The organism is Streptomyces sp. NPDC001750 (assembly GCF_042892615.1).
GTDB lineage: Bacteria > Actinomycetota > Actinomycetes > Streptomycetales > Streptomycetaceae > Streptomyces.
The window spans coordinates 118,063-141,292 of sequence record NZ_JBIAUE010000003.1 but is presented as its reverse complement, the minus strand read 5'-3'; the positions used below and the strand labels follow the sequence as shown (position 1 = coordinate 141,292).

The window sequence follows — 23,230 nt, the reverse complement described above, 5'->3', positions numbered from 1 at the left end:
GCCGTGCCGCGTCCGCCTTCCGGTCGAAGGCCGGCCGACGGGCTCCGAGGCGGCTCCCCGGCACCGGGCCCCCGGGGCCGGGCCGCCCGGTCGCGGGGCCCGCCGTGCCGTGATCCCCTGGATGCGATCACCGTTCCCCGCCGCTCCAGGGAGGCCATGGATGCGCACGAGTGACCTGACCCCGGCCGTGCTCAAGGACCTGCGCCGCCCGCGCCCCTTCCCGGCGATCTCGCTGCTCATGCCGACCCACCGGGCCAGGCCCGAGAACGAACAGGACCCGATCCGCCTGCGCAATCTCCTCAGCGAGGCGGTGCGACGCCTCAAGGAGGACCCCGAGGTCGACCGCGAGAGCCGGATCCGGCTGGAGCGACAGCTCGGCGAGGACACCGTCCTGCGGCTGATCGACGCCCAGCGCGCCGAGGACGGCCTGCTGGTGCTGCTCGCACCGGACGAGGACCCGCAGGCGTGGCAGTTCGTCTCGCCGCACGAGATCCCCGAACGCGTCGAGATCACGACCACGTACCTCACCCGCAACCTGGTGGCGGCCCACCTGTACGCCCGCCCGTACTGGGTGCTGGTCCTCGACCAGGAGGAGAGCAGGCTGTACCTGGCCCACGCCGGGAGCCTGACCGAGGTCACCGCCCACGGCTTCCCGGCGAAGCCGCAGGTCCCGGACCTTGCGGACGCGCTCCCCGGCCCGGCGTACGGCACGGACCGCACGGGCTACCGCGCGGCTCGTGTCGGTCAGTACGTCTCCGACATCGAGGAGCGCCTCGCCCGGGCCATGACGGACCGGAACCTGCCCCTCGTCCTGGTCGGCAGCCCCGAGCTGACCACCGCCTTCGGAAAGATCTCGCGCCACGCCGGGGCGACGGTGGGCGGGCTGGAACTGACGGGCGCCGAGAAGCACGCCGTACCCCAGCTGGAGAAGCGTCTGGAACCCGTCTTCCGCAAGATCCGCGAGGACCGCGCACAACAGGCCCGCGCGGACCTGGACGCGGCGCGCGGCCGCAAGGCGTACGTCGCGGGCCTCGCGGAGGTGTGGAACACGGTCATGGACCACAGGGCCGCCCTCGTCCTCGTGGAGGAGGGCCTGCGCGCCGCGGGGCGGGCGGACGAGAACCACCAGCTGCACGTCGTCGACGTACCGGAGGGCGAACCGGCCCCCGAGGGCGTTGAGACGGACATCGTCGACAGCCTCGTCGAGGCGGCGCTGGACGCCGACACGGAAGTGCGTTTCGTCCCCGACGGCACCCTCCCCGACGGCGTCGGCATCGCGGGCACGCTCCGCTACTGAAGGGCCACCGGTCAGGCCCCCGGCGAAGCGCCGGGCACCCCCGCCTCGCGCGCTCGCGCACGCCCGGCCCGGGCCAGGTCCTCCAGGGGGAGCACCCCCTCTCCCCGGAACAGGCCGCAGGCCGCGGAGAGACGCCGCTCGCGTGCCGGGCCCGGGGCCGTCACCTCGTCCAGAGCCCTCAGCAGAGCCCACGGGTCCGGGGCATGGTCGGCGAGGCCGTGCGCCGCCATGCTCCGCACGCCCTCCGCGCCGTGCCCCGGAATGGGCCGGTGGCCGACCACCGGCAGCCCGGCGGCCAGCGCCTCCAGCGCCGTCTGGCCCGCCGCGTTGTCGACCAGGGCCCGGGCGACCGCCATCACCCCCCGCACGTCGTCCACCCAGCCCAGGGCGACCGCGTGCTCGACCCGGGCCACACTGTGGCGCAGACGCGTGTTGTCCCCGCACAGCACGACCGGCCGGTACCCCGCCGAGGCCAGCAGCCCGGCGGTGTCCACCACCCGCGCGCCCGCCCCCCACGCCCCCGTCGAGACCAGCACCGGCGGACGGTCCGGCGGGCCGAGACGGCGCCGCCACTCCTCGGCCGTCGACGCCGGGGCGTGGAAGCGGGGCGCCACCAGCGGGCCGGAGACGACGGCCGGACGCCGCACCGCCCGCCGCACCCGGTGCGCGAGAGCGGGCGTCAGACAGAGGTGGAGGTCGTTGCCCGGATGGAGCCACTGGCGGTGCACGGCGAAATCCGTGATGACCACGGCGCTCGGCACGTGCAGCGCGCCGCGGGCGCGCAGACCGCCGGTGAGCTGGGCGGCGAGATGGAAGACGGGTACCACCACGTCCGCGCGGCGCCGCGCGACGAGCTCCAGCAGCCGTCGCTCCGCGAGCACCGCCAACGGGGCACTGCCCGGGCGGGGGAGACCGGCCCCCGGGTGGCGGAAGAACGCCGCGTACAGCCCCGCGTAGACGAACGGCGCGCGGCGGATGACCGTCCGGTAGAAGGCGCGCAGCCCGGCTCCGGCCCCCGGGGGCAGTAGATCGAGGACGTCGACCGTCGTCGTCCGCCCTCCGCCGGCCTCCAGCCGGCGGGTCAGCTCGGCGGCCACGGTGTCGTGCCCGGAGCCCATGCCGGCGCTCAGGACGAGGAACCGCCCGGATGCCGCGCTCATCGGTCGACGGCCCGCGACCACCGGCCGGGGCGCCTCGCCACGAGGATCCGCGGTACGGGCGACCGTCCGCGGCGGGCCGTCGCCGGGGAGCGTCGTACGGGCCGCGGTGCGGGCGCACCCGGCTCACCCGGTCGGCGGGTGTCCCGGCGCGGCCCCGAACGGCCGTCCGTGTGGGCAGTGGGCACCTGATCACCCCTGACGTCGGCGGCGCGCGGCGGATCCGGCGCCATGGGCACTGGGCGTGGTGGTCCCATTCTGCGGGCGCGGGTGGTGCCGTGCGGTTCAGTGAGGTGTGGGTCGCGACGGTTTTGTCCGAGCGCGCCCGGGCTACTCCTAACCAGACCCGGTGGCGCGAGGTCCTCGCCCCGAGATCTCCGAGCGACCCCGATCACCGGGCGGCGGAGACGACGCGCCGCACCGTGCCGACCCAGGGGAGAGACCATGTCATCTGGTCCGGGCACCGCCCACCGCGGCGTGCCGGGCGCCGACGCGTCGGACGGCCGCGCCGTCCGCGACGGCGTGGCCCTGGTGACGGGTGCCTCCTCGGGCATCGGGGCCGCGGTCTCGTACCGGATCGCGGCCGAAGGGGGCTGGCGGCTGCTGGTGGCCGGCCGCGACCGCGAGCGCCTGGAGCGCGTCGCGGCGCGGACGCGCTCGACGGCGCTGTGCGCGGACCTGACGGCGCCCGGCGGCACGGAGCGGCTCGTCCGCCAGGCCCTCGATCTCGCGGGCCGGGTGGACCTGCTCGTCGCCGCCGCGGGGGTCGGCTGGGCCGGCCCCTTCGACTCCATGCCGGAGGCCGCGGCCGACCGGGTCCTCACCGTCGACCTGGTGTCCGTCGTCCGGCTGGTGCGGCTCCTGCTGCCGCACATGCTCGCGGCGGGGCGCGGGCACATCATGCTGATCGGATCGGTGGCCGGATCCACCGGCGTCCGCGGCGAGGTCGTCTACTCGGCGGCGAAGGCGGCGATCGGCACCTTCGCCGACGCCCTGGGCCACGAACTCAGAGGAACCGGCGTGCGGATCACCCATCTGGTCCCCGGCGTCGTGGACACCCCGTTCTTCGAACGCCGAGGCACGCCGTACGCCCGTTCGTGGCCCCGCCCCATGTCACCGGAGAGGGTCGCCGACGCCGTCTGGGACGCCTACGTCTCGGGCCGTGCCGAGGTGTACGTCCCCGGCTGGCTGCGTCTGCCCGGATGCGTGCGTGCCGTGGCCCCCGGGCTCTACCACCGTCTCGCCGCCCGATTCGGGTGAATCCGCCGGTACCTGTGGACGTCCTCGCCGTGACACTGGCGCTGCTGGCGGCTCTCGCCAACGGCGCCGCCTCCGTGCTGCAGCGGCGGGCCGCCGTGGACCAGGCGGCGTGCGAACCGGCGGACGACGCGCGGGGCGCGCGCCGGACGGTGCGTCACGCGGTGCGCCGGGCGGTCCGGCTGGTGCGGCGGCCGTTCTGGCTGGCGGGCGCGTCGGCACTCGGACTGTCCGCCCTGCTCCAGGCGGCGGCGCTGGCGGTCGGCAGCATGGTGGTGGTGCAGCCGCTGATGGCGAGCGAGCTCCTCTTCACGCTCCTGATCGGGACCGTCGTGTTCCGCCAGCGCCCGGGCGGCAGGACCTGGTTGTCCTTCCTGATGCTCGGCGGCGGTCTGACGCTCTTCCTGACCGCCGCCGGGCCGTCGCCGGGCGAGGCGACCGGAGAGGCCGGCACCTGGCTGTTCGTCGGAGCCTGCGCCGCGACGGCGGTGGCCACGCTGCTGCTGGTCGCCCGCGGTGTCCGCGGCGCCGCCCGCGTCGCCTCGCTCGGCTGCGCCACGGCCATCTGCTTCGCCTGCACCGCCGGGCTGGTCAAGGAGACCGCCGGCCGGATCCAGGACGGGACGGCGGCGGTCCTCACGACCGGCTACCCGTACGCGCTGTGCGTCGTCGGCCTGCTGAGCCTGGCGCTGCTGCAGAGCACCCTGCACGCCGGGACGCTGGCCGTCTCGCAACCGGCGCTCACGCTCGGGGACGCGCTGGTGAGCGTGGTCCTGGGCGCGGTGCTGTTCGGCGAGCGGATCGCGCTGGAGGCCCACGTGCTGCAGGCCGTCACCGGCGCGTGTCTGGTGGCCGCCGGGACCGTGGGCCTGTCGCGGTCCCCGGCGGTGGCGCAGCACTGGGACACGACGGCGAAGCCACCGCGCGAGCACCCCACCGACCGCGACCGATAGCCCGCACCGACGGAGGGACGAGGACCCCATGGACCACCGGCACCCGCGCGTCCCCGCCGCGGCGCGCGTCCCCCTCGCGGTATCGGCGCTGGTGCTGACCGCACACCTCGCCCCCGCCGGCACCTGGCTCGCGGGCCCGCGCCGGACCTGCTTCCCCGCCCTGGCCGGTCTCGGCCGCCCCCACCACATCGCCCTGACCTTCGACGACGGGCCGGACCCCGGCTCCACCCCGTTCTTCCTCGACGCACTGGACCGGCTCTCCGCGCGTGCCACGTTCTTCGTGCTGGGGGAGAGGCTGCTGGGCCACCCGGGGCTCGGCCGCGACATCGTCCGCAGCGGACACGAACTGGCCGTCCACGGCTGGACGCACAGCCGGCCCTGGCTTCCCGCCGCGGGCCGGGACGCGCGCGAGATCTCCCGCGCCGCGGCGGCGGTGCACCGGGTCTCCGGCGTGCGGCCGCTGTGGTACCGGCCGCCGTACGGCATCCTGACCGGCGGGCGCTGGGCCGCGGCCGCGCGCTGCGGACTGCGCCCGGTGCTGTGGTCCGCCTGGGGCCGGGACTGGGCCGAGGACGCGACGGCCGAGGGAGTCCTGACCACCGTGCACCGCGATCTGCGGGGCGGCGGCACGGTGCTCCTGCACGACGCCGACCTGTCGGCGTCCGGCCGCTGGCGGCCCGCGCTCGCGGCGCTGCCCGGGCTGATCGACAAGATCCGCGCCGCGGGCCTGACCGTCGGCCCGCTCGTCGAGCACGGCCTCGCGCCTGCCCGTCCCCGCGACGGCGCCTGACGGGCCGTACGGTCCCCGCCACCGGACCGGGCGGGTCGCGGGGGCTGCCGGATCCGGGGGTGTTCGCACCGGACGCCCACCCGGGTGGGCGGGACGGGGGCGCCACCAGGCACACTGCAGGGGTAGCAGTCTGACCACCAAGAGGGATCACGCATGATCACGCTGAAGAAGGAAGACGGCCCGGCCGATCTGGACGGGGTGACCCATCTGTCCATCGGGGTGTCCTGGGACCCGACCGTCGGGAGCAGTGGCGGGCTGTTGGGCAAGCTCCGGCAGAAGGTGGGCACCGACCTCGACCTGATCGCCGTCGCCATGCAGGGGGCGGAACCGGTGCGGCTGGCCGGACTGGACTCCCTGGACCCCATGGGCAACGGCTCGTTGGTCCACAGCGGGGACAACCAGACCGGGCGCGGGGACGGCGACGACGAGACGGTGACCGTCGAATTCGCCCGGATACCGTCCAACATCACGTCCATCGTGTTCATCGCCGCGGCGTACAAGAAGCGCAGCGCCTTCCAGAACGCGCGCAACATCAGCTTCAAGGTGTACGACGCGACGGGCGGCAGCAGCCAGCAGGTCGCCGACATCTGGCCGAGCCTGCTCACCAACGACAACGGCTGCGCCGTGGCCAAGGCGATCCGGGTCGGCACGAGCTGGAAGCTCGAAGTGATCAACGAGACCGGGAAGATCAAGCAGGGGGACGAGCGGGACCTGATGCGTTTCGCCGTCAGCAAGTAGCCCGGATGCCCCGCCCCGGCCGGGACGTCCCGTTCCGGCCGGGGGCGGGCCGGGGCGCCGGCCGTGGCCGGAGGGGTGCCGTCCCGGGGGCCGCCATGAGGGACCTGTGCCGTTCGAACTCCGGCGGACGGGCGAGGGCGACATCACCTTGTGCGCCGAGGACGCCCAGGGGCGTTCGGCCGGACCTGCTCGATGACGACGCCTCACCGATCCACGTCTTCGACGCCGGCAGCTGGGCACTCGCGACGGCCCGGCACCACGCGTACATCGGGTGGGGGCCTACCGCCCCGCGTGAGCGAGACGGGGCAGGCCGTGGAGGGCGGCGATCGGGCGTTCACGAACGGCGTCCGCCCCGTTGCACACCGCCGCGCGCCGCACGCCGTCGTGACCGTCACCGGCGTCCTTCGCCCGCGCCGCGTCGCCTCACCCGTGCGCGCCGCCCTCGGCCAGCCGGATCCCGGTGACCAGATGCGGCCGGATATGGACCGCGCACTCCATCGTCCGGTCCGACCAGGGCCGGATCAGCCGCTGATAGCGGATCAGGGCGTCGGGATCGGTCACCGGCCGGCAGTAGCCCGTCGCGACGACGCTCCACCCGAGATGGGTGCGCGGATCGATGGCGTCGGCCTGATAGGCGACCACGACCCCGCGGTCGCCGTGGTCCCGGGTCTGGGCGAACAGATCCGAGTCCTGATGGGTCCGGATGACGATCCGGCCGCGGTCCAGCACATGGTTCACCGGGCGGATCGCGGGCAGCGCCTGCTGGGTGAAGACGATCCGTCCGAAGGACACCTCGCCGAGCAGCCGGAGGGCCTGAGTGCTCGTCAGCTCGACGGTCCGGCGCGGCCAGGTGGACTCGGGGCCGTGGGACACGTTTCCCTCCGGCCGGCCGTGCGCGACCGGGTCCGTGATCACGGGCAGGGGTGACCGGGGCGGCGGCCGGTGACCTGTGTGGCTCATGACTGACGACCTGCGTGGCTCATGGGGCGGCCTCGTCTCCTGATGTGCTCGTCTGCCGTACGAGTACATCGTGTGGCGCTCCGCCCCACCAGGGCCGAACGGCCCAGGGCCGAACGGCCCTAGCGGGGTCGATCCCCCGATGGGTTCACTTCGGTGGTTCGCATGCCCGGCCCGGTCCGACGGCGGCAACCGGGGCCGGGCCGCGGTATGCGGAGTGTTCGGTCGGGTCGGTGGTGCACAGGTGCACAGGAGGGGTACGCGGTGATCGCGGTCGTCGGACACAGGGATCTCGACAGCGGAACGCTGGAACTGGTGGAGGCGGAACTGAGAGCACGGCTGGACTGCCTGGCGGAGGGCGCGGCCGCGCTCGTCCGCGCGGGGGCGGGCCTGCCCCTGGTGTTCGGGCGCGCGGTCCGGGCGGCCGGGCGCAAACTGACGGTGCTGCTGCCGGCCCAGGGGGCGGTACCCGCCGTGCTGCCGGAGCGGGACCGGCGGGCCGCCGGTGAACTGCTGGTCCTGGCCGAGCACGTGCGCCTGCTGGCCTTCGACCCGGCCGACCGCGACGCGTGCGTCGGCGCGGACGAGCGGCTGGTGGCGACCTGCCGTTCCGTGCTCGCCGTGTGGGACGGCTCACCCTCCGACGGCCGGGACGCCACCGCACATCTGGTCGCGTTCGCCCGGGCGCGGGGCATCCCCGTGGACATCGTGTGGCCGGACGGCTGCGTGCGACGGAGGCCGGCGTGAACACATCGGTGCAGCGGACACGGACGGCGGGCCCTTCCGCCAGGTCCGTCCGCGACCACGGGCCCCGTCCGGCCGACGGCGGAGCGGACGACCACGGCGCACGGGCGGACGACGACCCGCCCGGGACGGACGCGGCCCCGGAACGGGTGGGCGCCCGGCCCGGGTTCGGGTGGCTGCTGGTCGTCACTGCGGCGCTCGGGCTGCTGGGCTCCTTCGTGATCACCATCGACAAGTTCGAACTGCTCGCCGACCCCGGCTTCGTCCCGGCCTGTTCACTGAGCCCCGTCGTCTCCTGCACGGACGTGATGCGCAGTGAACAGGCATCGGTGTTCGGCTTCCCCAATCCGCTTCTCGGACTGATCGGCTTCGGGGTGGTGATGGGCGTGGGCGCGGGTCTCCTCGCGGGCGCCCGCTACCGGCGCTGGTACTGGCTGGGCCTGAACCTGGGCACCTTCCTCGGTGCCGTGTTCTGCATGTGGCTGATGACCCAGGCGCTGTACGACATCGGCGCGCTCTGCCTGTGGTGCATGCTCGTGTGGGTGGCGACCGTCTTCATGTTCTGGCACACCACCGTGCACAACCTGCGCCACGGCGTGCTGCCCGCCCCGCGGGCCGTCGTCGCGGCGGTACTGGAGTTCCCGCTGGTGGTGCCCGTGACCTGGTGCCTGGTCATCGTCATGCTGATAGCAACCCGGTTCTGGTCGTACTGGGCGTCATTTCTGTGAACGACGCTTCGAGCGCGCCCGCGACGGCATCGCGTCCCGGTCCGACGACCGGGACGCTGCCGGTGCTGTCGTGATGGACGCACGCGGCCGGAATCCCCGCGGCGGCGAGCCGGGCCGAGACCGCCCCCGTCGCGTCCGGAGCGGAGACCTCGGGGGCCAGCGCCAGGAACACGTGCTGGCGGACGAGGTTCCCGGAACTGCGTCCCGGCACGCCGCACAGGGCCCGCAGCTCCTGGTCCGTGAGGGGACCGGTGGGAGGAAGCACGGTCAGCCAGGAGCGCCCGCGCCGGAACGATTCCAGATACGCGGCGTCGTACATGCCCTCGTCCGCCCCGCCGTCCAGCAGCAGCCGCACCCGGTACGCCCGGGACCGTTCCGCGTCGACCTGCTGGAGCAGCGCCTTCATCGCGGCCCAGCCCGTGCCCGAGGCGATCAGCAGGACGTCGGCGGACGGCGTGTGACCGGGCAGCGCCAGCCTGCCGCGAGGCGCGCCGAGGCGTACGGTGTCGCCCTCGCGCGCGTGGTGCACCAGAGCGTCACTGACGCCGCCGGCGCCACGGGCCCGTACATGGAACTCCAGCTCGCCGTCCGGATGCGGCGCGCGGGCCAGGTAGTACGGACGCCACGCCTGCTCCAGCAGCGGCGACTCCAGGGACGCGTACTGCCCGGCCGTGAAGGTGTACGGCTGGTGCGGGCGCACCCGCAGGACCGCGAGGTCCGGCGCACGCAGCTCGTGCGCGGTCACCGTCGCGTTCCAGCTCGACGGCTCGGCGATCGCCTCGTCGGCGCCCCTGACCATCGCGGAGACGGCCAGCCGCAGCATCCGCAGCCAGGCATCCTCCAGCAGTTCGGTCCACCGGGAACCCGCGCGCATGCGCAGTGCCTCCAGCAGCGCCGTCTCGAACGCCTCGAAGTGCGCGGGACGCACACCGAGCTTGCGGTGGTCGCGGCCCAGCTGCACGAGCCTGCCGATCATGTCGTCCGTGCGGTGCAGATTGCCGATCAGGTAGCGGAAGATCTCGACGAGATGCGCCTGCTGGAACGCCATCGACTCGGGGAACAGCGACCGCAGGTACGGGTGCCGCTCGAACATGGCCCGGTACAGGTCGTCGATCAGCCCCTCCAACGGGCCGACCAGCGGCAGGCAGTCGAGGATCAGCTGCTGGTCCGCCGTTCCGTCGTACGCCTGCGGCCGCTCGGCGCGCCGCGCTCCGTCGTCCGTACCGGTCGGGGAGAGGATGCGCCGCCTCAGCCGCATCGCGTCGTGCCGCGCGAGCAGTGCGTGGTAGTCCTCGCTCGGGGTGTTCATGGACCGGTTACTCCTTGGGGCGGTGCGATGAGGGTGGGTGCCGAAACCGGGCGGAATGACGTCGGCGGCGCCCGGATGATCTCGGCGGCGTCAGTATGGCACCGCCATCGACCCGCCGACCGGCCCTGGTCACAGGGCCTTTCGGCCCTGTTCAGATGCTGTTCACCATGCTTCGGAACCCCGGCGCGGGGGTCACCGGAGGAACGCACATACTGGTGGGCGTCCGCCTTTTCCCCGAGCCGATCGAGCATGGTGTGAACGACTTCGCGAAGTCCCCGCTGAACCCGGATCCGTCGCGGTCCGCCGACCCCGTGCGCGTCTTCATCCTCGACGACCACGAGGTCGTACGGCGCGGCGTGCGCGATCTGCTGGAGGCCGAGGACGGCATCGAGGTGGTCGGCGAGGCGTCGAGCGCCCGCGAGGCGCTGGCCCGGGTACCCGCCAGCAGGCCCCAGGTGGCCGTGCTCGACGTACGTCTCGGCGACGACCCGCGGGGCGACCAGGCCGGCATCGAGGTGTGCCGGGAACTGCGCGCCCTGATGCCCGGCCTGGCCTGTCTGATGCTGACGTCCTTCGACGACGACGAGGCGCTGTTCGACGCCATCATGGCGGGCGCGGCGGGCTATGTGCTGAAGCAGATCAACGGCGCCGACCTGATCGCCGCCGTCCGCACGGTCGCGTCCGGCACGTCGATGCTCGACCCGCGTACGACCGCGCGCGTGATGGCCCGGCTCAGGGGCCCCGAGCGCGGCCCCGCCGAGGAGCCGGAGTTCTCCGAACTGGACCAGCTCACGGCCAGGGAGCGCCAGATCCTGGACCTCATCGGCGAGGGTCTCACCAACCGTGAGATCGCCGAGCGCCTCTTCCTGGCCGAGAAGACCGTCAAGAACCGCATCTCCTCGATCCTCGCCAAGCTGGGCGTGGGCCGCCGGATCCAGGCCGCGATGCTCGTCGGCCGGCTCAAGGACCGTCAGGGCGCCGAACAGGGCCGGCGCCTCTGAGGTTCCCTGCCGCCGCTGCCACCGGGAGCCGGCCGACGCCGGGCCCGACGCAGACCCCGGGGCCGGCGCCGGGCCCGGCGTGCGCCGCCCGCTTCCGGGGCGTCAGCCGTGGAGCGGGGCACGCCACACGACGCGGGTGCCGCCCTCCGCGGGGCGCTCCACGCCCAGCGTGCCGCCGCACAGCTCCGCCCGGGTCCGCATGTTGGCCAGCCCGCCACGCCTGACCGGCTGCCCGTCGCCCCCGGCCGCCCCCGCGCCGGGAACGGTCGTGTGGGCGTCCGGGACACCGATGCCGTCGTCGGTGACGGTCAGGGTCACCGCGTCGTCCGCCGACAGCACGATGTCGATACGGCTCGCGCCCGCGTGACGGGACGCGTTGGACACCGCCTCGGCGGCGACCGCCACCACGTGTTCGGCCAGTTCGTCCGGGACGGTGGTGTCGACCGGTCCGTCGATCCGCACGGACGGCCGGAAACCGAGCGCGCGCGCCGCGGTGCGGGCCGTCTCCGCCATCCGGTGCCGCAGCCCGCTGTGTCCCGAACCGCCCGCCGTGCGCAGATCGAAGATGGTGGACCGGATGATCCGGATCGTGGTGTCCAGGTCGTCCACCGCCCGGCTGACCCGCTCCGCCGCGTCCGGCCGGTCCGCGATGGCCCGGGTGGTGCTCTGCAGTGTCATCCCCGTCGCGAACAGCCGCTGGATCGCCAGGTCGTGCAGATCGCGGGCGATCCGGTCCCGGTCGTGCATCACGGCGAGCTCCTCGGACTCGGCCCGCCCACGGGCCAGTTCCAGCGCGATCGCCGCCTGGTCGGCGAAGCCGGACACGAGCGCCACCTCGGTGTCGTCGAACGGTGGGCGGCCCACCGGCCGCCCCAGGCGCAGCGCGCCCATCGCCCCGCTGCCCAGCCGCAACGGCACCGCCACCACCGGGCCCAGCCCGTCCTCGGCGCCGTCGCCGAACGGATGGGCCCGCGGATCCGTCCGCACGTCGGCACAGTACGCGGGCGTCCCGGTCCGCGCCGCGAGCCCGGCCAGCGATCCCGAAGCCGGCACGGACAGCCCCGTCACACGTTCGCTGTCCCGCCCGTGGGCGACGGCGACCGTGAGCCGCTCCTCGGTCCCCGTCGCCGGGCCGGGCCCGGCGACCGCCGTCCCCGGCCGTGCCCCGGGCAGCAGGACCGCCGCCCGGTCCGCACCCGCCACCTCCATCGCCCGTTCGGCGATCAGATGCAGCACCTCGTCCGCGTCCGCGCCCGACAGCAGGGCACGGGTGATTTCGCCCAGCGCCTCCAGGCGCCGTTCCCGGCGACGGCTCTCGTCGTACATCCTGGCGTTGTCGATGGCGACCCCGGCGGCGATCGACAGCGTGGTCAGCACCGCCTCGTCGTCGTCGTCGAAACCCGCCCCGCCCCGCTTCTCGGTGAGATACAGGTTGCCGAACACCTCGTCGCGCACCCGTATGGGCACCCCGAGGAACGTATGCATCGGCGGGTGGTGCGGCGGAAAGCCGTAGCTGCGCGGATGACTGCCCAGGTCGGTCAGCCGCAACGGCTCCGGATGATGGATCAGCTCGCCGAGGATGCCACGCCCGCAGGGCGACTGCCCGATCCGGGCGGCGACCTCCTCCGACAGCCCCACCGGCAGGAACTCCAGCAGCTTCTGCCCGTCCCCGATGATGCCGAGCGCCCCGTACTCCGCGTCGGTCAGCGTCACCGCCGCCTCGACGATGCCGCGCAGCACCTCGGGCAGCTCCAGACCACGCCCCAGCCCCATCACGGCGTCCAGCAGACCGCGCATCCGGTCCGGCCGGCTCGGCTGCGGCCACGCCGCGTGGCGCGGGCAGGAGGCCCCGGACGGTCCGGCGCCCGGCGCGGCGGGGGAGGGTATTCCGGAAGCGGAACCGGGCGCGTGAGGTGCTGTCTCTGCCATCGGGTCGCCGTTCTCTGGTGCCGTGTGCCGTACGTCGTCCGCCGTACGCCGGGATCTGATCACCGGATCACCGCAGGGCTGGAACCGGTCCACGACCTGTCAGCCTACGGCAGCCCGGAGAACGGGGAACCGGCGGTGCACTCCCTCGCGCGGGAGGACGCCGGGGCCGACCGGCCCCGCACGAGGACCGCCGCAGGGCCGACCGGCCCTGCGGAAGGTGCCCGTCGGCCCCTGGGGAGCGCCCCCGCCCGCGAGCAGCATGGTGCGGCGCCGGGAAGGTCCGGTCCGTCCGTCCCCCGTGAGCAGCCGGACCTTCCCGGCCGTCCCGGACCCCGCACCCGGGGCCGGGAACGTTCGGAGAACCGCAACAGCTGGAGGAACAAGTCCGGTGGACGCAATGGAAACGCAGGGCAGCGAGGCCGCTCCCGCACAGGGCCCCCGGCCCCCCGGGCCCCGGCCCGCGCCCACGCCGGGCCCCGATCGTCCCGTCACCGGGACCGCTTCCGGGACCGTCCCCGGCCGCCGTCCCTCGCGCGGCCGCCTCGTCGTCTCGTGGCTCACCACCACCGACCACAAGCAGATCGGCACGCTCTACCTCGTCACCGCCTTCGCCTTCTTCCTGATCGGCGGCGTGATGGCACTGGTGATGCGGGCCGAACTCGCCCGCCCCGGCACGCAGATCATGTCCAACGAGCAGTTCAACCAGGCGTTCACCATGCACGGCTCGGTGATGCTGCTGCTGTTCGCCATGCCGCTGTTCACGGGCTTCGCGAACTGGCTGATGCCGCTCCACATCGGCGCCCCCGACGTGGCCTTCCCGCGGCTGAACATGCTCGCGTTCTGGCTGTTCCTCTTCGGATCGCTGATCGCCGCGGCGGGCTTCCTCACCCCGCAGGGAGCCGCCGACTTCGGCTGGTTCGCCTACGCCCCGCTGTCCGACGCCACGCACTCCCCGGGCATCGGCGCCGACATGTGGATCATGGGCGTGGCCCTCTCCGGCTTCGGCTCCATCCTCGGCGCGGTGAACTTCATCACCACCATCATCTGCATGCGCGCCCCGGGCATGACCATGTTCCGGATGTCGATCTTCACCTGGAACGTGCTGCTGACCGCCCTCCTGATCCTGCTGGTCTTCCCGGTCCTCGCCGCGGCCCTCCTCGCACTGGAGATGGACCGCAAGTTCGGCTCGCACATCTTCGACGCGGCCAACGGCGGCGCCCTGCTGTGGCAGCACCTGTTCTGGTTCTTCGGGCACCCGGAGGTCTACGTCCTGGCCCTGCCGTTCTTCGGCATCGTCTCCGAGGTCGTCCCGGTCTTCTCCCGCAAGCCCATGTTCGGCTACATCGGCCTGATCAGCGCCACCATCGCCATCGCGGGCCTGTCCGTCACCGTCTGGGCCCACCACATGTACGCCACCGGCGGCGTGCTGCTGCCGTTCTTCTCCTTCATGACCTTCCTGATCGCCGTGCCCACCGGGGTGAAGTTCTTCAACTGGATCGGCACCATGTGGAAGGGGTCGCTCTCCTTCGAGACACCGATGCTGTGGGCCACCGGCTTCCTCGTCACGTTCGTCTTCGGTGGGCTGACCGGGGTCATCCTGGCCTCGCCCCCGCTCGACTTCCACACCACCGACTCGTACTTCGTCGTCGCCCACTTCCACTACACCCTCTTCGGCACCGTGGTCTACGCGATGTTCGCCGGATTCCACTTCTGGTGGCCGAAGTTCACCGGCAAGATGCTCGACGAACGCCTGGGGAAGATGACCTTCTGGGTGCTGACGGTCGGCTTCAACCTCACGTTCCTCGTGCAGCACTGGCTCGGTACGGAGGGTATGCCCCGCCGGTACGCCGACTACCTGGCCGCCGACGGGTTCACCGCCCTCAACACCCTTTCCACCATCGGGTCGTTCCTGCTCGGGCTGTCCTTCCTGCCCTTCTTCTACAACATCTGGAAGACCGCCCAGTACGGCGAGAAGGTCACCGTCGACGACCCCTGGGGCTACGGCCGCTCCCTGGAGTGGGCCACGTCCTGCCCGCCGCCCCGGCACAACTTCACCTCCCTGCCCCGCATCCGCAGCGAGTCCCCGGCCTTCGACCTGCACCACCCGGAGATCGCCGCACTCGATCACGCCGGATCCCACTGATCCGCCGACGACCGGATTCGTGCCCCGTTCCCCAGAAGGAGAGATGACCGATGTCCCATGGAGTCCTGGCGCTCGGCGTCGCCGTGATCTGCGTATCGGGGCACGTCTGGTACCTGCCCGCGTGCATCGACCTGCGCGCGGCGCAGGACCGCCCGGAATCACGGCGGCCCGCCGCGGCCGCCGTGCTGACCGGGTGGGCGACCGCAGGCCTGACGATGCTCCTGCTGCTCGCACCGTTCACCCCCTGGGCCGCCGTGGTGGTCGGGTCCGCCGGACTCTCCGCGACGCTGACCCTGGTCGTCCGCTCGTGGCTGCTCCGGCGCCAGGAGCAGTGCGAGGAGGCGGCACGCTGGGCCGCGCTCCTGCCGGTGAGCACCGCCGCCCCCGCCAGGCGCCCCGATTCCGCCCGGCGCGCCGGCCCCGCCCGGCACTCCGAGGACGACCGCTGAGACCGTCGCGGACGACCGCCCGGCCCGCCGTGACGGAGCGGGCCGGGCGCCGGACCCCACGGGGACGATCGGGGTAGTGTCGGGTGAGGACCATCGGATCGGAGCCTGCATGAGGGTCGAACTGCCGCCGGAACCGGTGCACTTCGTCAACCGCGAGGACGAGAGGGAGCGTGCTCTCCGTGCCGTCGAGGAATGGCGGGGCCGCTCACGGCCCCTGGTCCTGTCGCTGACCGGACCGGGCGGACTGGGCAAGACCGAACTGGCCTTCCTCCTCGCCCGTAACCTGCGCGACCGCTTCCCGGACGGCGTGCTCACCGTCGACCTGGACGACTACCGGACGGGCGGCGAGCTGGACCCCGGCGAGGTGCTGGCGCAGCTGCTCGACTCCCTCGACGTGCCGCCCGATCTGCTGGAACGCCAGTTCAGGGCGCGGTGCCGCCAGTACTGGAAGAAGACCGCCGACAGTCGGCTGATCGTCGTCGTGGACAACGCCCGCTACGCCTCGGAGGTCGTTCCCCTGCTGCCGGCGTCGGGCGGCAGCCTGGTCGTCGTCGCGAGCCACGGTCCGCTGTACGACCTGGAGGACGGCGCCGCCGTCGACATGGCGCTGCCGGCGCTGACGGACCCCGCGGCGACGGAACTCCTGGAACTGATCGTCAGGGATCAGCGCCTGGCCGCCGATCCGGAGGCGGCCCGCACCATGGTGCGGCTGTGTCACGGTCTGCCCGCGGCCCTGCACGTCGCGGGGCGCTGGGTCCGCGCCCACCGGGTGCGGCCGCTCGACCGCCTGGTCGCCGACCTCCGCTCGGAGCTGGACGAGAAGGGGGTGTCGCCCGGCGTGGAACGAGTCTGGGACACGGCCTACCGCGGCCTGTCCGGCCCGGCGGCCGCGCTCTACCGGCTGCTGCCCGCCCACCCCGGCCCCACCTTCACGACGGAATCCGCCACCGCCCTGCTGGGACGGGGCCCCGGGACCGGACAGGACGTGCTGGAGGAGCTGCACCGGGCCGGCTTACTGGAACTGGCCCCGAGCGGCGGGGAGAAGCGAGCCGGATGCGTCTGCCCGGCCCACTGCACGCACACGCCCGGCGGCGCTCCCGCGAAGACGACGTGCGGGGCGAGTCGGCCGAGGCACGGACACGAGTGGTGCGCTGGTACGTACGACAGGCCCAGCTCGCGGACCGGTACACGGCCGGCCCGCGTCTGGTCGTCGCGGACCTCTTCGATCCCGTGCCCGGCGCACCGGACGTGCCGCTGGAGGACCCCGCACAGACCGTCGATCCCGCCGTCCGGTCCGGGCGCTCCGAGCGTGCCGCCCGCTGGCTGCACGCCGAACGCCACGCGCTGTACGCGTGCGTGCGCCTGGCCCATGGACAGGGGCTGGACGCCGAGGCCGTGGCCCTGTGCGAGCCCGTGTGGACGTACGCGCTGGACCACCCCCACCAGTCCGATGTGACCGAGGTCTTCCGGCTGGGCGCCGCTTCGGCCGTCCGCTCGGGCAATGCGGCGTGGGTGGTGCGGATGCGTTGCCAGCTGGCCCGACCGCTGTGGGAATCGGAGAGGCTGGACGAGTCCGGGAGGGAGATCGCGGGGGCGCTGGCGGCCGTCGATCTGCTCGGCCCGTCGGTCCGGGACCGCAAGCTCCACGCCTCGGCGATCGAGTTCCGCGGCATGCTCAACTCGGCGCGCGGGGACTGGAACGCGGCGATCGGCGATTTCGCCCGCTCCCGCGAGCTGCACAGGATGATCCCCAACCCCTACGGGGTCCTGCTGCAGACCTACCGGATGGGGCAGGCGAGCGCGGAACTCGGCGACCTGGAGGAGGCGGAGCGCCTGCTGACCGAGGCGCACGACGCGGCCGTGGCGGACCACCGCGAGCGGATGACCGCGCGCACCGGCTTCGTGCTCGGCGGCGTCCTGCGGCGGCTCGGCCGCACGGACGAGGCCCGTCGGCTGTACGGCGAGGCGCTGGCGAGGGCACGCGAACGGGGCTCGGAATTCGAGCAGGTTCGGGTCCTCGACGCGTTCGCGGAACTGACCCGCGACGAGGGACGGGACACGGAGGCCGAGGAGCATCGCGCCGCCGCGGACGCCATCCGGAACCGCAACGGCCTGGGCCGCGGGGAGAACTAGTGCCGCATCAGGCAACGTTCGCCCCGTCGCGACGCCCGGCACGCCCTCTCGCCGCACCGGCCGAAATCCCAAGTACATCCAGTACGAGGGCTTCCGGCCGGCACACCGAGAGCACGTACCGGACGCGCTCCTTGACGGGCAAACGTTGCCTGCCGCGGCACTAGTGCCGCTCCCGGCAACGTTTGCCCCGTCGCACGTCCGGTGCGCACTACGACGCTCCGTCCGGGCAAACCTTGCCGGTCACGGCGCTCGTGCCGGGAGCGGCACTAGGCCGAACTGCCGCCTGCCGTACGACGACAGGGCCTGGGCGTACTGCCCTCAGAGCAGCCGCCCGGTCTCCTCGTCGGTGGCCGGGCGGACCAGGACGGGGAACGCCCGGTCACCGATGCGACAGGTCAGCCGCACCTCGTCCTCGGGCCCGCCGGGCCGGCCGGACAACCAGGCGTGGACGGCGGACAGGGCGGCGGCCGGGTCGGCGCGCACGACGCGGCCGTCCTCCGACCGTGGCCCGACCAGCACGGCACGGGCGCGTGCCTCACCGCGGAGCGCGAGCACGCACAGCTCGGCGGAGAGCACGGCTGCGGCCGTGCGGCAGCCCGGGTACTCGGAGAGGGCCTGTCGGGTCCACCCGGACGCCGTCCACGCCGCGTCCGGCGGAACGGCGACGGGCGGGAGCACGCGGCGGTAGAGCAGACCGGCCGCGCGGGCGAGCTGCTCCCGGGCGGCACCGTGCTCGACCGCCAGGTGATGTCCGGGCATACCGAGCCCGGCGGGGCGCCGGTCGATGCGGATCGCGGTGCCGGAGACCTCGGCGTGGACATCGAACGCGGCGGGCACACGGGCGGCGCCCGCGGGGGAGGGCAGCAGCCGGGGCGGGGCGCCGAACCGGGGCGGGGCGAGGTCGAGAAGGCCGTAGACCTCGGTCCGCAACAGGTCCAGTGCCTCGCCGCAGCGGTCGAAGGCCGCCCGTGCCGCGGCGCGTCCGGGCCCCGGCCGGTACGCGGCCAGGGCCTCGCGCACGTCGCGGGCCTCCCCCAGTTCCGGTATCCCGCCCAGGAGGGTGTCCATCGGGCTGCCGGGGATCAGTTCGCCGCCCCCGCGGTGGACGCGTACGACCGGTCGGTCGCCGGCCGCCGCGTAGTACAGCGCCGCCGAGCCGTGATCGGTGATCAGCGCGTCCGCGGCGATCAGGGCGGATGCCCAGTCCTCGTACGGACCCGTCAGTACCATGCCGGCGTCCAGCGCGGGCGCCAGACGCTCGGTCAGTTCGTACTCGCCCAGTCGGCTCCGTTCGTTGGGATGCACGATCAGCGCCAACTGGTATTCGTCGTACGGGAGATGGGCCGCGATCTCGGCGGGGAGACCGGGACGCCGGTGGAGCAGGGAATCCGGACCCCAGGTCGAGGCGAGCACGAGCAGGGTGCGCGGCCCGGTTCCGAGGGCTGCCCGGTACCGGTCGCGGAGGGACAGCGAGGCATGGACGCGTTCCAGGGTGGGGTCGCCGATGACCCTGGCGCGCTCGGCGGCCTCGGGGTCGACGGCGGCCAGCCGGGCGACCTGGTCGGGGTGGGCCAGGGCGTGCAGGGTGATCGGGGTGCCGTCCTCGTCCGGCGCCAGGTACCGCGGGTCCAGTCCGGAGGCGGAGTCGGCGCGGCCCTCGCCCGGAATGGACTTGTTGAACCCCGCCCCGTGCGGGAGCAGCACGTGCGTACCGCGGAGCCGGTCCAGCTCGCCCTTCGGGCTCGCCGCGAGCACCAGGTCGTACGTGCGTCGGCACGCCTCCTCCCAGGGCAGGACACGGCCCTTGACGGCGTCGATCACGGACAGGGTGTCGACGTCGAAGTCGGATCCGGGAACCAGTGTGAAGAAGCGGGTGAAACGTTCATCGCCCGAGAAGGCGAGGAGGGTGTCCAGGAGGCGGTACAGCGCCACCGCCGATCGGGCGGCCAGCAACACGGACCTCTCGCCCGTCGCCCGTCGCCCGTCGCCCGTCGCCCGTCGCCCGTCGCCCGTCGCCCGTCGCCCGTCGCCCGTCGCCCGTCGCCCGTCGCCCGTCGCCCGTCGGTCCAAGCCTCCATTCTATAGGGGAGTGATCGCTTGGATCCGGCGTTTCCGCAGGTGGGTAGAGGTGGTTCGCGTCGTCGAGCGACATGGTTCGATCGTACCGTGCGACGGATTCCGGCCGGACGGCAGTGATCCGTACCGCATCTTCGGCAAGTGCGCTGCGCGGATCCGGGGCGATCGGGAGGATGGCGGAATGAGTGAGCTCGGAATCGCACTGATCGCCGCGGGGGCGGCGATCGCGGGCAGCGTCGCCACGGGATGGTTCACCCGGAACGCGGGGATCCGGCAGGCCGAAGCGGCACGCCGGGCCGGTGAACGGCAGGCCGACGCGCTCCTGGAGACGGTCCGGATGACGCTTCAGGAGCAGGCTGCCGTGCGCGTGCTCGATCTGCGGCGCCAGACCTATGTGCGCTTCCTCGAAGCGGCGGAGGCCCGGATCCTGACCGAGCGGACCGGCCGGGGGCGCGAGGACGACGACGGACTGCTGGAGCGCGTCCTGGGCACGGTCCTCCTGGAAGGACCGGCCGAGGTCGCCGCCGCGGCCCAGGACCTGGTCGACCGGCTGCGCCGGCACGAGAGACCCGACGACCTCGTGGAGGCGAAGCTCGCCTTCCTCTCCGCCGCGAGAACCGCCTTGAGCCCGCCCCCACCGGCCCGATAGCCGGTGCCCGTGGCACCTGTCGGCCGGACAGCCGGGGACCGGTGTGGCCGGACGGCCGCCGGGGGCGGCGACCGTCGGTTCCGCTACTCGAAGCGGGTCGCGTCACCGGCCCCCCGGCGCACGACCTCGACCCCGTCGCCGGAGAAGTCGACGACGGTCGTCGGTTCGGTGCCGCAGTCGCCCGAGTCGACCACGATGTCCACCACGTGGTCGAGCCGTTCCTTGATCTCCCAGCCCTGCGTCAGCGGTTCGTCCTCGTCGGGCAGGAGCAGCGTGCTGGAGAGCAGCGGCTCCCCGAGCTCGGCGAGCAGTGCCTGGGTGACGACGTGGTCGGGGATCCGGACGCCGACCGTCTTCTTCTTGGGGTGCAACAGCTGACGCGGCACCTCCTTCGTCGCGGGGAGGATGAATGTGTAGCTGCCGGGCGTCGCCGCCTTGATCGCGCGGAAGACGTCGTTGTCGATGTGCACGAACTGTCCCAGCTGCGCGAAGTCCCGGCACATGAGGGTGAAGTGGTGCCGGTCGTCGAGATGCCGGATCGACCGGATCCGGTCGAGCCCGTCACGGCTGCCCGGTCGGCATCCGAGCGCGTAGCAGGAGTCCGTCGGATACGCGACGAGCGCTCCCGACCGGATGCTCTCGGCCACGGACCGGATGGTGCGCTGCTGGGGGTTTTCGGGGTGTACGTCGAAGTACTTCGCCATCCGCCGAGTCTAAGGGCGGTCCCGCCCGGCATGCGGGCTGGTGCGTCCGGGGTGCCGTCGGGAACCCGACGGCACCCCCAAGGCTCACTCCTTGACCGCGCCCGCATTGGCGCCGTTCACGAAGTGGCGCTGGAAGCAGAAGAACAGCACCGCCACCGGGAGGGTGGAGAGCAGCGCCGCCGCCAGCTTCAGCGGGTACTGCGTCCCGCCCCCGAGCCCGCCCGAGACGAACCGGGCCAGGCCCGTGGTGAGCGTCTCGTACCGACCGGACTGGGTGCTGACGAGGAAGTGCGTGAACTCGTTCCACGAACCCTGGAACGACAGGATCGTCAGCGTGATCAGCGCGGGCCTGGCCATCGGCAGGACGACGGACCAGAAGGTCCGCAGCACCCCCGCCCCGTCCACCCGCGCGGCCTCCTCGACCTCGCGCGGGACCGACTCGAAGAACTGTTTCATGATGAAGATGCCTGCCGCGTCCACCAGCAGCGGCACGATCATGCCGGTGTACGTGTCGAAGAGACCGAACGTGTTCAGCACCAGGAACTTCGGGATGAGCAGGGCAACACCGGGCACCGCCATCACCGCGAGCACCAGGGCGAACAGCACCGAACGGCCGCGGAAGCGCAGTCGCGCCAGCGCGTAGCCGGCCATGGAGTCGAACAGCACCCTGCCCGCGGTCACCAGCACCGCCACCAGCGCCGAATTGCCCAGCCAGCGCAGGAACGGGACGCCGTCGCCGGTCCCGCCCAGCCCGAACAGCCGCTGATAGGCGGCCGTGGTCGGGGTGACGGGCAACAGGGACAGCGGATGCGCGGCGGCGTCCGGATCCGTCTTGAAGCCGGTCACCAGCTGGAGGGCGAACGGCAGCAGATAGAGCAGTCCCATGCACAGCACCGCCGCGTACCCGAGGAGCCGCCACGGAAGCGGGAAGCGGCCCAGCACGGGCCGCCCGCGCTCCTGCCCGGCCCGCCGGCGCGACGGACGCGGGGCCGTGTCGCGAACGGCCGTACCGATGGCGGTCATCGGTTCCTCCCGGTGCGGGTGCCGCGCTCGCGCAGCGCCCAGCGCTGCACCGCGGTCAGGACGAGGATCAGGGCGAGCAGGATGAACGCGATCGCCGAGCCCTGCCCGAAGTCCGCGTTGTCGAACGCGGCCGAGTACGACAGGAAGGCGGGCGTCAGCGTCGTGTTGCCGGGCGCGCCCTGACCCATCACGTACACCTGGTCGAAAACCTGCCAGGTGGCGATCAGACCGAGCGTCAGCACCAGGAACAGGGCGGGGCGCAGCGCGGGCAGCGTCACGTGGCGCAGCATCTGGCGGCGGTTCACCCCCTCCAGCGCGGCCGACTCCTCCAGCTCGCGCGGGATGTCCTGGAGCGCCGCGAGGAAGATCAGCATGAACGTGCCGGAGGTGGTCCACACCGCGAGCAGGATCAGGGTGCACATGGCCACCGACGGACCCGAAAGCCACTCGAACCACGACAGCCCCAGCAGGGAGTGGTCCGCCAGTACCCCGGCGGGCCGTTCGGGGTCGACGATCCCCAGACCGCCCAGGGCCAGCGAGAGCACCCCGCGCGGGTCGGCGAACCAGTTCGGCCCCTGGACCCCGATCCAGGACAGCAGGGAGTTGACGGCCCCACTGCCCTGGAACAGGAAGAGGAAGACCGTGGAGACGGCGATCGAGCTGGTGACCGACGGGAAGAAGAACGTCGTACGGAGCGCGCCGCGCGCCCTCAGCAGTCTCTGGTTCACGATCAGCGCCAGTCCCAGCGCCAGCAGGGTCTGGAGCGGCACGGTCAGCAGGACGTAGTAGGCGTTGTTGCGCAGGGAGGTCGCGAACAGCGTGCGGTCCAGACCGTCCTGGACGAGCAGCGACCGGTAGTTCTCCAGACCGACGAAGTCGGCGTCGCCGGAGAACGGATTGGACTGCCCGTCCCAGTGCAGCAGGCTGACCCACAGGGCCATCAGGATCGGCAGCAGCAGGAACAGACCGATGACGAGCACCATGGGGCTGACGAACAGCCAGCCCCACGCCGCCTCGCCGCGGCGGCCCGCGCGCCGGGCGAGGGACTTCCCGGCCGGGCGGGCGCCGCCGTCCGCCCGGCCGCCTCCGGTGGCGCGGGCCCTTCCGGGCCCGTCGGCCGTGCCGCCGGACGCGACGGGTCCGGCGGCCGTGGGGGGACCACTGCTCTCGCAGGTCGTGCGGATGGGCATGTG

At 73.2% G+C, this 23,230-nt stretch carries 21 protein-coding genes; 13 read left to right on the top strand and 8 right to left on the bottom strand.

The window, feature by feature from the left end; all coding sequences use genetic code 11:
• The first annotated feature begins 160 nt into the window (after positions 1 to 160).
• Positions 161 to 1,297, top strand: a complete 1,137-nt coding sequence (locus ACFYY6_RS06815; RefSeq protein WP_351523528.1) for a hypothetical protein — start codon at positions 161 to 163, stop codon at positions 1,295 to 1,297.
• 11 nt (positions 1,298 to 1,308) lie between these two features.
• On the opposite strand, the gene ACFYY6_RS06810 is transcribed toward ACFYY6_RS06815, so the two are convergent.
• Complete coding sequence (locus ACFYY6_RS06810) at positions 1,309 to 2,457, bottom strand: galactosyldiacylglycerol synthase (protein WP_389191961.1); 1,149 nt, start codon at positions 2,455 to 2,457, stop codon at positions 1,309 to 1,311.
• 441 nt (positions 2,458 to 2,898) lie between these two features.
• Here ACFYY6_RS06810 and ACFYY6_RS06805 point away from each other — a divergent pair, with 441 nt between their 5' ends.
• The 4 genes from ACFYY6_RS06805 (at position 2,899) to ACFYY6_RS06790 (ending at position 6,192) form a co-directional block, all read left to right on the top strand.
• Positions 2,899 to 3,714 carry an SDR family NAD(P)-dependent oxidoreductase gene (locus tag ACFYY6_RS06805; protein ID WP_351523524.1) on the top strand — a complete coding sequence of 272 codons (816 nt, stop codon included), beginning with the start codon at positions 2,899 to 2,901 and terminating at the stop codon, positions 3,712 to 3,714.
• A 29-nt stretch (positions 3,715 to 3,743) separates the two neighbouring features.
• Positions 3,744 to 4,664, top strand: coding sequence for a DMT family transporter (locus ACFYY6_RS06800; protein WP_386608472.1), 921 nt, complete (start codon positions 3,744 to 3,746; stop codon positions 4,662 to 4,664).
• Between the two features lie 28 nt (positions 4,665 to 4,692).
• On the top strand, positions 4,693 to 5,454 hold the full coding sequence (locus ACFYY6_RS06795) for a polysaccharide deacetylase family protein (RefSeq protein WP_351635052.1): 762 nt from the start codon (positions 4,693 to 4,695) through the stop codon (positions 5,452 to 5,454).
• A gap of 153 nt (positions 5,455 to 5,607) precedes the next feature.
• Positions 5,608 to 6,192: a TerD family protein gene (locus ACFYY6_RS06790; protein WP_351523519.1), complete on the top strand. Its 585-nt coding sequence runs from the start codon at positions 5,608 to 5,610 to the stop codon at positions 6,190 to 6,192.
• A 423-nt stretch (positions 6,193 to 6,615) separates the two neighbouring features.
• On the opposite strand, the gene ACFYY6_RS06785 is transcribed toward ACFYY6_RS06790, so the two are convergent.
• Complete coding sequence (locus tag ACFYY6_RS06785) at positions 6,616 to 7,152, bottom strand: pyridoxamine 5'-phosphate oxidase family protein (RefSeq protein WP_351523517.1); 537 nt, start codon at positions 7,150 to 7,152, stop codon at positions 6,616 to 6,618.
• 261 nt (positions 7,153 to 7,413) lie between these two features.
• Between ACFYY6_RS06785 and ACFYY6_RS06780 the strand changes: the two genes are divergently transcribed.
• Both ACFYY6_RS06780 and ACFYY6_RS06775 read left to right on the top strand, forming a co-directional pair.
• Positions 7,414 to 7,896, top strand: a complete 483-nt coding sequence (locus ACFYY6_RS06780) for a hypothetical protein (protein WP_351523515.1) — start codon at positions 7,414 to 7,416, stop codon at positions 7,894 to 7,896.
• A 146-nt stretch (positions 7,897 to 8,042) separates the two neighbouring features.
• A complete protein-coding gene (locus tag ACFYY6_RS06775) occupies positions 8,043 to 8,621 on the top strand; it encodes a vitamin K epoxide reductase family protein (protein ID WP_351523547.1) in 579 nt (192 codons plus the stop codon).
• Here ACFYY6_RS06775 and ACFYY6_RS06770 read toward each other — a convergent pair.
• Entirely contained in the window at positions 8,572 to 9,930 is a 1,359-nt protein-coding gene (locus ACFYY6_RS06770) for a globin domain-containing protein (protein ID WP_351523514.1), read from the bottom strand. The two genes, ACFYY6_RS06775 and ACFYY6_RS06770, sit on opposite strands and share 50 nt — an antisense overlap.
• 167 nt (positions 9,931 to 10,097) lie before the next feature.
• Here ACFYY6_RS06770 and ACFYY6_RS06765 point away from each other — a divergent pair, with 167 nt between their 5' ends.
• Positions 10,098 to 10,931, top strand: coding sequence for a response regulator (locus ACFYY6_RS06765; protein WP_389191957.1), 834 nt, complete (start codon positions 10,098 to 10,100; stop codon positions 10,929 to 10,931).
• Positions 10,932 to 11,033: 102 nt separating this feature from the next.
• Here ACFYY6_RS06765 and ACFYY6_RS06760 read toward each other — a convergent pair whose 3' ends face one another.
• Entirely contained in the window at positions 11,034 to 12,728 is a 1,695-nt protein-coding gene (locus ACFYY6_RS06760; RefSeq protein WP_386608475.1) for a GAF domain-containing protein, read from the bottom strand.
• Positions 12,729 to 13,257: 529 nt separating this feature from the next.
• On the opposite strand from ACFYY6_RS06760, the gene ctaD reads away from it, so the two are divergent.
• From ctaD to ACFYY6_RS06740, 4 genes are all read left to right on the top strand, one after another.
• Positions 13,258 to 15,003 (top strand): cytochrome c oxidase subunit I, encoded by a 1,746-nt coding sequence (ctaD, locus tag ACFYY6_RS06755; protein WP_386608519.1) that lies wholly within the window; start codon positions 13,258 to 13,260, stop codon positions 15,001 to 15,003.
• A gap of 50 nt (positions 15,004 to 15,053) precedes the next feature.
• Positions 15,054 to 15,452: a hypothetical protein gene (locus tag ACFYY6_RS06750; RefSeq protein ID WP_351523511.1), complete on the top strand. Its 399-nt coding sequence runs from the start codon at positions 15,054 to 15,056 to the stop codon at positions 15,450 to 15,452.
• Between the two features lie 109 nt (positions 15,453 to 15,561).
• Entirely contained in the window at positions 15,562 to 16,908 is a 1,347-nt protein-coding gene (locus tag ACFYY6_RS06745) for an AAA family ATPase (protein ID WP_389191955.1), read from the top strand.
• Entirely contained in the window at positions 16,848 to 17,585 is a 738-nt protein-coding gene (locus ACFYY6_RS06740; RefSeq protein ID WP_389191952.1) for a tetratricopeptide repeat protein, read from the top strand. The genes ACFYY6_RS06745 and ACFYY6_RS06740 overlap by 61 nt, the downstream gene beginning before the upstream one ends.
• A gap of 318 nt (positions 17,586 to 17,903) precedes the next feature.
• On the opposite strand, the gene ACFYY6_RS06735 is transcribed toward ACFYY6_RS06740, so the two are convergent.
• Positions 17,904 to 19,541, bottom strand: a complete 1,638-nt coding sequence (locus ACFYY6_RS06735) for a translation initiation factor 2 (protein ID WP_389192218.1) — start codon at positions 19,539 to 19,541, stop codon at positions 17,904 to 17,906.
• A gap of 301 nt (positions 19,542 to 19,842) precedes the next feature.
• On the opposite strand from ACFYY6_RS06735, the gene ACFYY6_RS06730 reads away from it, so the two are divergent.
• Positions 19,843 to 20,310, top strand: a complete 468-nt coding sequence (locus tag ACFYY6_RS06730) for a hypothetical protein (RefSeq protein WP_351521578.1) — start codon at positions 19,843 to 19,845, stop codon at positions 20,308 to 20,310.
• Positions 20,311 to 20,393: 83 nt separating this feature from the next.
• On the opposite strand, the gene ACFYY6_RS06725 is transcribed toward ACFYY6_RS06730, so the two are convergent.
• The 3 genes from ACFYY6_RS06725 to ACFYY6_RS06715 form a co-directional block, all read right to left on the bottom strand.
• Positions 20,394 to 21,014 (bottom strand): L-threonylcarbamoyladenylate synthase, encoded by a 621-nt coding sequence (locus ACFYY6_RS06725; protein ID WP_351521576.1) that lies wholly within the window; start codon positions 21,012 to 21,014, stop codon positions 20,394 to 20,396.
• An 84-nt stretch (positions 21,015 to 21,098) separates the two neighbouring features.
• On the bottom strand, positions 21,099 to 22,037 hold the full coding sequence (locus ACFYY6_RS06720) for a carbohydrate ABC transporter permease (protein WP_351521574.1): 939 nt from the start codon (positions 22,035 to 22,037) through the stop codon (positions 21,099 to 21,101).
• Positions 22,034 to 23,227: a carbohydrate ABC transporter permease gene (locus tag ACFYY6_RS06715; RefSeq protein WP_388651358.1), complete on the bottom strand. Its 1,194-nt coding sequence runs from the start codon at positions 23,225 to 23,227 to the stop codon at positions 22,034 to 22,036. Before ACFYY6_RS06715 ends, ACFYY6_RS06720 begins: the two co-directional genes overlap by 4 nt.
• Positions 23,228 to 23,230 lie beyond the last annotated feature (3 nt).

Bases quoted from the DNA above. Each gene is read 5' to 3' on its own strand.
- ACFYY6_RS06730 (WP_351521578.1), top strand. From the start codon at position 19,843: ATGAGTGAGCTCGGAATCGCACTGATCGCCGCGGGGGCGGCGATCGCG.
- ACFYY6_RS06805 (WP_351523524.1), top strand. From the start codon at position 2,899: ATGTCATCTGGTCCGGGCACCGCCCACCGCGGCGTGCCGGGCGCCGAC.
- ACFYY6_RS06720 (WP_351521574.1), bottom strand. From the start codon at position 22,037: ATGACCGCCATCGGTACGGCCGTTCGCGACACGGCCCCGCGTCCGTCG.
- ACFYY6_RS06795 (WP_351635052.1), top strand. From the start codon at position 4,693: ATGGACCACCGGCACCCGCGCGTCCCCGCCGCGGCGCGCGTCCCCCTC.
- ctaD (WP_386608519.1), top strand. From the start codon at position 13,258: ATGGAAACGCAGGGCAGCGAGGCCGCTCCCGCACAGGGCCCCCGGCCC.
- ACFYY6_RS06745 (WP_389191955.1), top strand. From the start codon at position 15,562: ATGAGGGTCGAACTGCCGCCGGAACCGGTGCACTTCGTCAACCGCGAG.
- ACFYY6_RS06770 (WP_351523514.1), bottom strand. From the start codon at position 9,930: ATGAACACCCCGAGCGAGGACTACCACGCACTGCTCGCGCGGCACGAC.
- ACFYY6_RS06725 (WP_351521576.1), bottom strand. From the start codon at position 21,014: ATGGCGAAGTACTTCGACGTACACCCCGAAAACCCCCAGCAGCGCACC.
- ACFYY6_RS06765 (WP_389191957.1), top strand. From the start codon at position 10,098: ATGCTTCGGAACCCCGGCGCGGGGGTCACCGGAGGAACGCACATACTG.
- ACFYY6_RS06790 (WP_351523519.1), top strand. From the start codon at position 5,608: ATGATCACGCTGAAGAAGGAAGACGGCCCGGCCGATCTGGACGGGGTG.
- ACFYY6_RS06715 (WP_388651358.1), bottom strand. From the start codon at position 23,227: ATGCCCATCCGCACGACCTGCGAGAGCAGTGGTCCCCCCACGGCCGCC.
- ACFYY6_RS06760 (WP_386608475.1), bottom strand. From the start codon at position 12,728: ATGCGCGGTCTGCTGGACGCCGTGATGGGGCTGGGGCGTGGTCTGGAG.
- ACFYY6_RS06815 (WP_351523528.1), top strand. From the start codon at position 161: ATGCGCACGAGTGACCTGACCCCGGCCGTGCTCAAGGACCTGCGCCGC.
- ACFYY6_RS06750 (WP_351523511.1), top strand. From the start codon at position 15,054: ATGTCCCATGGAGTCCTGGCGCTCGGCGTCGCCGTGATCTGCGTATCG.
- ACFYY6_RS06785 (WP_351523517.1), bottom strand. From the start codon at position 7,152: ATGAGCCACACAGGTCACCGGCCGCCGCCCCGGTCACCCCTGCCCGTG.
- ACFYY6_RS06810 (WP_389191961.1), bottom strand. From the start codon at position 2,457: ATGAGCGCGGCATCCGGGCGGTTCCTCGTCCTGAGCGCCGGCATGGGC.